The sequence below is a fragment of the Lactobacillus xujianguonis genome, assembly GCF_004009905.1.
GTDB lineage: Bacteria > Bacillota > Bacilli > Lactobacillales > Lactobacillaceae > Lactobacillus > Lactobacillus xujianguonis.
The window spans coordinates 1-9,549 of sequence record NZ_ML136911.1 but is presented as its reverse complement, the minus strand read 5'-3'; the positions used below and the strand labels follow the sequence as shown (position 1 = coordinate 9,549).

10 protein-coding genes and 2 pseudogenes are annotated in these 9,549 nt (G+C 36.0%); all 12 read right to left on the bottom strand.

Going from position 1 to position 9,549, the window contains the following annotated elements:
- Window positions 1-10 precede the first annotated feature (10 nt).
- Window positions 11-127 (bottom strand): annotated as a pseudogene (locus EJK17_RS11915) (transposase); the annotation flags it as partial.
- A 147-nt stretch (window positions 128-274) separates the two neighbouring features.
- Window positions 275-1,270 (bottom strand): LacI family DNA-binding transcriptional regulator, encoded by a 996-nt coding sequence (locus tag EJK17_RS10535; protein ID WP_103662674.1) that lies wholly within the window; start codon window positions 1,268-1,270, stop codon window positions 275-277.
- Complete coding sequence (locus tag EJK17_RS10530) at window positions 1,263-2,930, bottom strand: alpha-glucosidase (protein ID WP_103662675.1); 1,668 nt, start codon at window positions 2,928-2,930, stop codon at window positions 1,263-1,265. The genes EJK17_RS10535 and EJK17_RS10530 overlap by 8 nt, the downstream gene beginning before the upstream one ends.
- On the bottom strand, window positions 2,923-3,345 hold the full coding sequence (locus tag EJK17_RS10525; protein ID WP_103662673.1) for a PTS sugar transporter subunit IIA: 423 nt from the start codon (window positions 3,343-3,345) through the stop codon (window positions 2,923-2,925). The genes EJK17_RS10530 and EJK17_RS10525 overlap by 8 nt, the downstream gene beginning before the upstream one ends.
- Before the next feature lie 19 nt (window positions 3,346-3,364).
- Complete coding sequence (locus EJK17_RS10520; RefSeq protein WP_103662672.1) at window positions 3,365-4,201, bottom strand: PTS system mannose/fructose/sorbose family transporter subunit IID; 837 nt, start codon at window positions 4,199-4,201, stop codon at window positions 3,365-3,367.
- Window positions 4,194-5,000 carry a PTS mannose/fructose/sorbose/N-acetylgalactosamine transporter subunit IIC gene (locus EJK17_RS10515; protein ID WP_127796418.1) on the bottom strand — a complete coding sequence of 269 codons (807 nt, stop codon included), beginning with the start codon at window positions 4,998-5,000 and terminating at the stop codon, window positions 4,194-4,196. Before EJK17_RS10515 ends, EJK17_RS10520 begins: the two co-directional genes overlap by 8 nt.
- Before the next feature lie 2 nt (window positions 5,001-5,002).
- A complete protein-coding gene (locus tag EJK17_RS10510; RefSeq protein ID WP_103662671.1) occupies window positions 5,003-5,500 on the bottom strand; it encodes a PTS sugar transporter subunit IIB in 498 nt (165 codons plus the stop codon).
- 251 nt (window positions 5,501-5,751) lie between these two features.
- Window positions 5,752-7,074: pseudogene (tnpC, locus tag EJK17_RS10505) on the bottom strand (IS66 family transposase).
- The gene (locus tag EJK17_RS10500) at window positions 7,028-7,258 is read right to left on the bottom strand and encodes an IS66 family transposase (RefSeq protein WP_127796417.1); all 231 of its coding nucleotides are present in this window, start codon (window positions 7,256-7,258) and stop codon (window positions 7,028-7,030) included. The pseudogene tnpC and the gene EJK17_RS10500 overlap by 47 nt, the downstream one beginning before the upstream one ends.
- A 64-nt stretch (window positions 7,259-7,322) precedes the next feature.
- Window positions 7,323-7,670: an IS66 family insertion sequence element accessory protein TnpB gene (gene tnpB / locus EJK17_RS10495; RefSeq protein WP_127796416.1), complete on the bottom strand. Its 348-nt coding sequence runs from the start codon at window positions 7,668-7,670 to the stop codon at window positions 7,323-7,325.
- A complete protein-coding gene (locus EJK17_RS11525; protein WP_168180795.1) occupies window positions 7,667-7,840 on the bottom strand; it encodes a hypothetical protein in 174 nt (57 codons plus the stop codon). The genes tnpB and EJK17_RS11525 overlap by 4 nt, the downstream gene beginning before the upstream one ends.
- Before the next feature lie 256 nt (window positions 7,841-8,096).
- Window positions 8,097-9,549: mucin-binding protein (locus EJK17_RS10490; protein WP_127796415.1), on the bottom strand; the 1,453-nt coding region annotated here is incomplete at its 5' end.

Sequence of the window (9,549 nt, the reverse complement as noted above, 5' to 3'; positions counted from 1 at the left end):
TTCTGCAGTTTCAACAGGGAAGATCCTCATCTTCGTCACTATTAGAATTCTCTTCATCAAATAAACTGATTTGTCCTGATAAAGGAGTTTGTTCTGATGATTTGCCGTAAAGCTTTTGTGTTAAATAAACGTTATCGTTGATATTTGACTAAAATTCAATTATTTACTTTGTCAAAAAAAAGAGTCATGAACTTTTAGTTCATGACCCCAAAGCAAGATAAATGTCGACTATTTAAATATTTATGTAGTAGTTTAATTGAACACTATTTGCTTTTTAATTTATTGTTGTCTCACCTGCTCTATAAGATACAGGTAACATTACTCTAGCCTTCTCAGCTTCTTTAGGATTTTTAATTTCCTTGTTTAACTGCTTTACTGCAGTTTCCGCAATTTCTTTGATTGGCTGTCTTATTGTGGAGAGAGAAAGTTTGGTATTCGGAGTTAAATTCCAGCCATCAAAACCAATAACTTGAACTTGTTCAGGTATCCTAATCCCTTTTTTAATTAATTCTTTAATTAAAAGAAAAGCTGTTTCGTCGGTGTGAGCAAAAATACCAATATTTTGCTTTTTTGATTCACTAATAATTCTTTCAATAATCTTATTAACAGAATCTAGTAATTGTTTTTTATCGTATCTAGTTTTAACTTCTTCAAGTTCAAATTTGTGTCCGTGATTATTACAAAAATCTTCAAAACCCGCTTTTCTAGCATTTAATTCAACCGACTCATAATTAGTTGACCCTACAAAAATTAAATGTTCAAGATTACGATTTATTAATTCTTTTGCAGCTAACTGCCCACCTGCATAATTATCGGATGAAATTAAAGAAAATTGACCAGTAGTTTCTTTTTCGATTGCAACTAACGGAATATCTGAAAGAACATGACTCGTTAAATCTGAATATGAAATTGAGAGAATTCCAGCTGCTCGCTGTTCTTCAGCCATTTTTACATAGCTTTTTTCTTTTTCATAGTCATTTTCAGAAATACAAAGGACCATTTTAAAACCCAATTTATTTAAGTATTTTTGAACCCAGAAAGTTAATTCTGAAAAAAATGGGCTCCAAACGCTAGGTACTACAAACACCACAAAAGGAGATTGATCCGTTTTTAATAAACGGGCAGCATTATTTCTGACATAATTTAATTTTTTTATGGCCACTTCAATATTTTTAGCTGCCTCTGACCGCACCTTTTTTCCATTAATATAATTGGAAACAGTTGCAACTGAGACTTTGGCTTCTCGAGCCACATCTTTCATATTAGCCACGTTTAATTACAATCCCTTCATACGGCTTCAAATAAATTGTCTCAGGAATATCATTTAAATTCTCATTGTAATTTGATAAAAGCACTTTACTGTTATGAATATATTCCTTTGGCATATCAAATCTCACCTTATTTGGTGCGAATGAACAAATTATTAAAATTTGTCCATCGCTACTAGTTCTAGTATATGCATAAATATCTGAATCATCACTATCTATAACATCATAATTTCCATCTACTAGAATTTTATCATTTTTCTTCAAATCAAGTAATCTTTGATAATACTTATAAATTGAGCCGTTAGAGTTCAGATCTTCTTCAACATTGATATCTTTATAATTTGGATTTACTTCAATCCATGCTTTACCACTAGTAAAGCCCGCGTTTTGGCTATTATTCCATTGCATTGGAGTTCTAGCATTATCACGAGTTTTGCGATTAATCATTTTTAAAGCAGTTTCTGAATTTAAATTTTCTGATAAGAAGAATTTATAGTTATTATGTGCTTCAAGATCTTTTAATTCATCAATAGATTTAATATGCAAATCGGTCATTCCAATTTCTTCACCTTCGAAGATAAATGGTGTTCCTTTTTGCAAAATTATCATTGTTGCTAACATTTTAGCTGATTCTTGACGATATTTTCCGTCATCACCAAAACGAGAAACAATTCTTGGTTGATCGTGGTTACCTAAGTACAATGAATTCCATGAAACACCATCCTGCCAAGATGTCATTGATCTACGCAAATCGCTCATCTTGAATTTAACATCTGAGTAACGACCATATTCGCCATAATCCACATGCATGTGTTCGAACTGGAACACCATGTCTAATTCGTGACGATCTGGATTTACGAATAAATCAGCTTCTTTTGCAGAAGTATGGGGAGTTTCTCCAATTGAGATACAATCATATTTGCTCAATACTTCTCGATTCATCTCTTGAAGATATTCATGAATATGTGGACCATTTGTATTACCTACATAGTAAGCTCCAAATTTTTTATGGTCCATAAGCGGTGCGTCAACAAACTCCTTAGGTTTTGAAATAAAGGAAATAGAATCCATTCGAAAACCATCGACACCTTTATTCAACCAAAAACGCATCATCTTATAAACAGCTTGTCGCATTTTCGGGTTATTCCAATTTAAATCAGGTTGTTCTTTTGCAAACAAATGAAGATAATATTGATTTCTTTTTGGAACATAAGTCCAAGCAGAGCCACCAAATGCAGAGCCTAAGTTAGTTGGAGCTGAACCGTCAGCCTTTGGATCACGCCAAATATAGTAATCACTATATGGATTGTCCTTACTCTTTTTAGATTCTTGGAACCACTTATGTTGATCAGAAGTATGGTTAACCACTAAATCCATGACAATCTTTAAACCTTTTTCATGAGCTTTCTCAAGCATATAATCAAAGTCCTCCATTGAACCATAGATTGGATTAATTGCTTCATAATCAGCAATATCGTATCCATTATCAACTAAAGGAGATTTAAAAATTGGAGTTAGCCAAAGAGTATTAACGCCCAAATTTTTTAGGTAATCTAGCTTTTCTGTTAAACCTGGCAAGTCACCAATTCCGTCACCATTAGAATCATTAAAACTCTGAACATAGACCTCATAGACAACTGCCTTTTTCTTCCAATTACTCATCTTCATCATCTTCACTGCCTGCATTTGCTAAATCGTTCACGTACTTAACTTGTTGTGAAGCTTCAGTAACAATTTCTCGTATACGGTCTGCTGACAGATAATCATTTGCCGGTTCCATTGTAATTGCCATTGCTAAGGATAAGTTCATCCCTGTTACCAGATGAGTATGAAGACGCGTAATATATGGGAAAAACTTTTGATTAACAGATCCTCCTAGTAAATCTGTCATAACAATCGCTTCGTCATCAGCAGGAATTTGATCAAAAATATCCTTAATTTGACCCTCGATTGGTTTGTTATCAACATATGCTGACAGAACTGTTAAATCAAGGTTATTTCCTTCAAAGAATTTCAAGGCATGAGCCATACCCTCAGCCAAAGTAGAATGTGATGCAATGATAATATGACGTTTCATTTTTATCTCCAGAAATTAATTATTTAGCGACACCTAAGACACCTGAAGCAGCACCTGCTAAACAAAGAACAATAATCAACAAAATAATTCTAGTTGGAGTCCACGACTTCTTTCCAAGCAACCAGTAAACAAGTGCAGTAACACAGACTGGAAGAAGAGCCGGCATAATCTTATCAAAGACACCGGATTGAATTGAAAGCATAACCTTACCAGTAGCAAATTTTAATGGAGTGTAAATTTTTACTACAGTTGGAATTAATGAACCAACAACCATCAAACCCATAACTGAAATAGCATCTGTAAAAATATTGATCTTTTCACCTAAAGAAGTAATTAACTTAGTACCAGAATCATAACCGGTCTTAAAGAACCACATCTTAAGCCAGAAGAAGGCGAGTTGTAATACCATCCAAAGAGTAGCACCTACAGCATTACCTTGCAAAGCCATGTAGCCAGCAATTGAGCCCATAATAGTTGGAATTAAAATCCAGAATACCGAGTCACCAACTCCTGAGAAAGGTCCCATCAAAGAAGTCTTCAATGATTGAACAGCATCTTTAGCTTTAATACCGTCTTTTTCTTCCATAGCTAAAGTTGCACCTAAGATGATATTAGCCATTAATGGGTTAGCATTGAAGTATTTATAGTGGTTGTCCATTGCTTCAATGTATTCATCATCTTTTGGATAAATCCTTCTTAATGCTTTCCGCATTGAAAATGCTACAGCAGGAGCTTGTTGGGTTTCGAAGTTGTAGCCTAAGCCAGCTGCAAAAATCCAACGGTGGAACATATTATGTCTTTCGTGTTTAGTTAATTTCTTAACTGATTTAGTTTGCGTATTTATTTCTTTATTCATCGAAATCGTCTCCTTCATCATCATCACTTACAGTTGCATTGTTTGCACTTTGTGTTTGAGCATTAGCTTTGCTTGCATTAATACGATAAATTTCATAAGTAGCAGCTAAACCAAGTAATGCTATACCTAAAATAGGAAGCTTTAAATAACCAGCTAAAACAAATCCAGCAATTAAGAATGCTAAGTATTTCTTAACTGGCATGTATCTGAGAAGCATTCCAATACCAACAACTGGAAGCAGCCCACCAGCAATGGTTAAACCATCTGTAAACCATTTAGGAATTACATTAAGGATTAACTTAACAACAGGAGTACCAAACATTACAACTAATGAAATAGGAATAACATACTTAAGCATCCAAACAAAAATTGTTAAATAGAAGACGCCATCCATCTTTTCGAACTTCTTTTCATGAAGTAATTTTTGAGACCAGTGAGCAAAGAAGTTGTTAATAATCTTAACAATGACATCTAGTTGCAAAGTAAGCATACCTACTGGCAAACCGACAGCAATAGCAGTTCCTGTTGAAGCTCCAGTTCTAATGGCAATAAAGACACCAACGATGGTTGCAACGCCATATTCTGGAATTGATGAACCACCGATAGCAGCAACACCTAATGACATTAATTGGAGGGTACCACCGATGATTAACCCTACATTAACATCACCCATGATCAAACCAATCAACATACCAATGATTACTGGCCAGTTACCCGTGATTTGGTTACCTGTACCGTTATCCCATGCCATATAAGCGGCAAGTAGAATGACTAAAATATTTTGTAAAATTATAGGCATAATTATTCTCCCCTCGTATTATTTTTTAGCACATCTTCTAAAGAAACTTCATTATCATCATCTGGAGTGTATTCAAAGAAAACAGGAATTCCTTTAGCTGCAATTTCTTTTAAATCAGATAATTCTTGATCATCTAATGCAACTCTCTTTGTGTAAGGTTTTCTATCGCCTTCTTCAAACAAAGCACCAACATTAACTTTAGGAATATCAACTCCAGCGTTAATTAAATCCAAAATGTAATGTGGTTCTTTAACAATTAAGAAAACACTGTGTGAATCATATTTACCAGCTTTGAAATTTGTAATTGCTTTTTCAGTATTGATAGTGGACATTCCTGTACCGGCAGGTTTACTCATTCTCATACTTGCTTTTACCATTTCGTTTTGACTTACTTCATCGTCAACAACCATGAATCTCTTTGGATGCAAAACCTTATTCCATTGGTTAACGGTGATTCCATGAATCAAACGCTGATCAATTCTTGCTAATGTAACTGGCATATTAAAATCTCCTTCTAAAAATTAAACGTTTTATTTTAATTGGCAAAAGTGCTTTTATTTTTGCTGTCTTAAAAACTTTAAACGTTTCAAGTTACAGTTATAAGTATAGATTTATTTTTCATAATTGCAAGCGTTTTCTATAATATTTTTTAAATTTAGAAAATACTAGAACTGACGTAAGCGTCAAATAAAATAGTGTACTTAAAAACCGTCTCAGTTACTGTTATACTGAGGCGGTTATTTAAGTTCTCTTATTTACAATTGTTTTCGACATCTTTCTGCCATGGTAAATAAGCTTCAAGGGTTTCCAAATTTAAGATCTCTTCATTCGGTAATTTTTGAGGCAAATAATTCAAATATTTTTCAAGGTCAAGTCCATTTCTTTTGGCAGTTTCAATTAAGCTCAGAATAATGCCACTAGCGGTGGCGCCTTTAAAGCTTTGAGAGAATAACCAATTCTTTCGGCCCATGACGAGTGATTTAACAGCTCGTTCAGCCTTATTGTTAGATAATTCTAAATGACCATCGAGCAAGACATGTTCAAAAGTAGCTTGATGCTTGAGGGTATAATTAATGGCTCTGCCCAATTTAGAACCTGGCAAAACGGTGGTCTTATTTTTCTCACACCAGTTGAAGAATTCTTACATCAGCGGCTTGAGTTTTGCTTGCCTTAGCTGGTAACGTTCTTGTTTGCTTAAATTTTCCCAGGTCCGCTCTAAGTAAAACATGCGATAGTTAAGCCCTTTTTGAGCAAGAGATTTTTGAGAAGCGGTTTGGGGCACGGCTTCATCAAACTTTCTTCTTACATGGGCCCAACAACCAACTAAAGTTGCTTTTGGCAATTGCTCGTAAGCCTGCCACATATCACAGTGCAGATACCCAGGATAGTTCCCTAAAAAGTCTAAAGCGACCTTGCCACTCCGAGAGGGATCATGATGATAGAGTGTAATCCCGTATTGATCATGCTTACCAGATAAGAAGACCCAATAGTAAGTCTTGATTGTTTTGCTTTCTAAGACAGTGTAATAAGTTTCATCGGCATGCAGGATTGGTCGGGTTAACAGCTTTTGCTTAAGCAGGTCATACACTGGTTTAAAGTAGTATTCACTGCTTTTCAAATCCCAATAATTTAACATCTGTCTTGAAACTTCTAGTCCCATCTTTTTCCAGTTGCTTTCTTGGCGATAGTCAGGCACCTTCATTTCATATTTTTGATAAAGTGAATGAGCGATGAGTGAAGCTGAACCTAAGCCATGGTTCAAGGGAGCTTTAGGTACTACAGCTTTAATGATCTTATCGCTATAATTTCTTTGACTGCAGTACTTACATTTGTAAGCATGTTGGATATGATCTAGCCTTTTAAGTTGAGCTGGGATAAACAATAATTCTTGACGAACTGACTGCTTGCCTATCTCAATCAGTTCATGCTGGCAGTCAGGGCAATACTTGTCATCTAATTCATGATGAACTTCTTCAGCTGGAAAGTCTGCTAACAGGTCAGCTCTTTTCCTGCGCTGAGCTTTTCTCTTATAAGTAATAGTCTGAACGGCGGCGTCGGGGACATTCTCCATCATCTTGAGCGTCGGGTTCATCAAACAGACTTGTTTGGCCATTTAAGGGCATTTGTTCTGAAGACTTACCATAAAGCTTTTGCGTTAAGTAAGCTACTTGTTCACGGAGGAGCTTAATTTCATCAGTGAGATTTTGAATGGTAATTGCTTGTTGGGCAGTAATTTTTTCTAAAGTTTCTTGTGACATAAGTTAAACTTCCTCCTAAATTTGTTAGTTAAAAGCATATCAAAAAAGCGCGCGATGTCAAGCCTTAGTAGAATTCGCGCGCTTTCGTGTTCTTTATTTTTGGACTAATTGCGAAGCCCTTCATTAACCAATCCACCTGCTTAGCAGAGAGAGCTTGAACTTCATTCTGATTCTTGGGCCAGTTCATTTTTCCATTTTCAAATCTTTTGTAGAGCAGCCAGAAGCCTTGTCCGTCCCAATAAAGGGCTTTGAAGCGATCTCTTCTACCACCGCAGAAGAGAAAAACTTTACCACTAAATGGGTCAAGCTCAAACTGTTCTTTGATTAAGATTGCCAGGCCATCAATGCCTTTACGCAAGTCAGTCTTGCCACAAACAATATAAACTTGACCCAAGTCACTGAGCTTAATCATGGTAAGACTTTCTCAAGTAATTTGGTCATTAACTCAGGATCTAAACTACTATAGAAATCAAGTTCCAGACCATTCTTCTTCAAGCTAAGTAATAAATTATTACGCGTTGGGCGAGTTTTCTTCGGTCTGACTGGATGATTTAGAGCCACAATTGGTTGTTTTTCAAGCATAATTCTAACCTCCATAAATTTTTGATGAGTTTAGAATAACTGAAAAAAGAGGACTAAGAAAGACACTTGGTTATCTGACGCTTACGCTTATTTGGGCTACAAAAAAGCATTTATCGAATTAGAAATATTCGATAAATGCTCTGGAAAGCTTAGTCTAACTAAAACAGTGTCCTAACTTAGTGATATTGTCTCAAAAGGTGACCTTTTTTCGTATTATTAACTTTCTTCTATTTGCGACTGCCTTTATTCAAAATAATTAGTCTTCTTTCTTTCGCTTGCCAGCTAAACCAAACAACCCTAAACCTGCAGCTAAAATTCCAAACACAATAGCCATTGTACTCTTATGAGCTCCGGTTTGTGGAAGTGATTGTTTAGCTACACGCGTTAAGTGCCCATTCTTGGCGGAACTTTGTCTATTTGCTTCATGAGATTTACCTGGTTCTGTCTTAGGGATCTTATTTACAATCACATCTTTTTCATGTTTTTGCTTCTTAACCAGTTTATGATTATCTGGTTCAGATTCTGACTCTGGTGAAATTAATTGGTTGTCGTCACTGATAGTGCCTGGATTGTTATCATCCTTTGTGATGTCTGATCCAGCTTGTCCATCTGAGGTACTGTCGCCATTATTATCTGTTACCTTAGTGTCATCCTTAATGTAAACAACTTTGGTATCTTTAGTAGGGTCTACTGGGGTCAACTTAGGCGTTTCGGTATGGTAACCAGGAACACTTGGTACATCTTCGTCAGGCAATACTTTAGTTGGATCTTGTGGATCGTTCTTATAAGGTTGCGGATTGGTTCCTGGAATTGGTTTACCAGTGTTATCAACAGGAATGAAGTTACCTACTTTGCTATAGGTTACCGTCACACTGTAGTCCTCTGGTTGTACCTTGTCAGTATAATTTGAAGCATCACTGACATTTGCTTTAGCTTTATCAGCTATATAACCAGTAACTACTGGTGTATCTACTTCATGGTAACTATCCTTAGTAACCCAGTCAGTAGCGGAAATCTTTTGACCGGTTACCTTATCAACTGTCACTGTTCTAGTCCAGTGAGTTGTTTGTACATTGTTAGCTGGATTGTTGTTTGAACCAGTGTAGGTAACGGTAAAGGTATGATCGGCATTAACATTAGTTTCATCATTAGTAAATGTCTTACTATGTGGATCGTTAGGGTTAATCTTGTCACCAGCTTTAGGATTGTTACCAGTGTCACCACCAATTGTTACAACACCATGTTTCAAGTGTACTGTGTAAACTTGACTAACTGTACCATTATCAAGGATTAAGTCATACTTAGTTATTTCGCTAGGAATATTATTACTTACTACTTCGTAACCACTGTTCTTGTAAGTGTCAATGAATGCAATAGCAGGAGCGAAGTCAATGTCCTCACCGGCAAGTCCATGTATGGATACCTTAGGTAACACGTTATGACTATGACTATCAGTTTCATCAATGAACATTACCGTTGCTTGGGCGTCATCCTTAACGTAAATTACATCAGTGTCCTTACCAGGATCATTTGGCGTTACCGTCGTGTGACCATCCGTCGTGTGGACACTTGGATTATTTGAATCTTCAACGTGGTAACCAGGAATTGTTGGAACTGGCGTTTCGCCACCCTTCGTTGGATCAGTTGGATCATTTTCGTATGGCACATTATGATTTCCTGGAATTTGGTTGCCATCTGAATCAACTGGC

Coding starts and splice junctions, on each gene's coding strand:
- EJK17_RS10530 (WP_103662675.1), bottom strand. CDS start 2,930: ATGAGTAATTGGAAGAAAAAGGCAGTTGTCTATGAGGTCTATGTTCAG.
- EJK17_RS10525 (WP_103662673.1), bottom strand. CDS start 3,345: ATGAAACGTCATATTATCATTGCATCACATTCTACTTTGGCTGAGGGT.
- EJK17_RS10520 (WP_103662672.1), bottom strand. CDS start 4,201: ATGAATAAAGAAATAAATACGCAAACTAAATCAGTTAAGAAATTAACT.
- EJK17_RS10515 (WP_127796418.1), bottom strand. CDS start 5,000: ATGCCTATAATTTTACAAAATATTTTAGTCATTCTACTTGCCGCTTAT.
- EJK17_RS10510 (WP_103662671.1), bottom strand. CDS start 5,500: ATGCCAGTTACATTAGCAAGAATTGATCAGCGTTTGATTCATGGAATC.
- EJK17_RS10500 (WP_127796417.1), bottom strand. CDS start 7,258: ATGTCACAAGAAACTTTAGAAAAAATTACTGCCCAACAAGCAATTACC.
- tnpB (WP_127796416.1), bottom strand. CDS start 7,670: ATGATTAAGCTCAGTGACTTGGGTCAAGTTTATATTGTTTGTGGCAAG.
- EJK17_RS11525 (WP_168180795.1), bottom strand. CDS start 7,840: ATGCTTGAAAAACAACCAATTGTGGCTCTAAATCATCCAGTCAGACCG.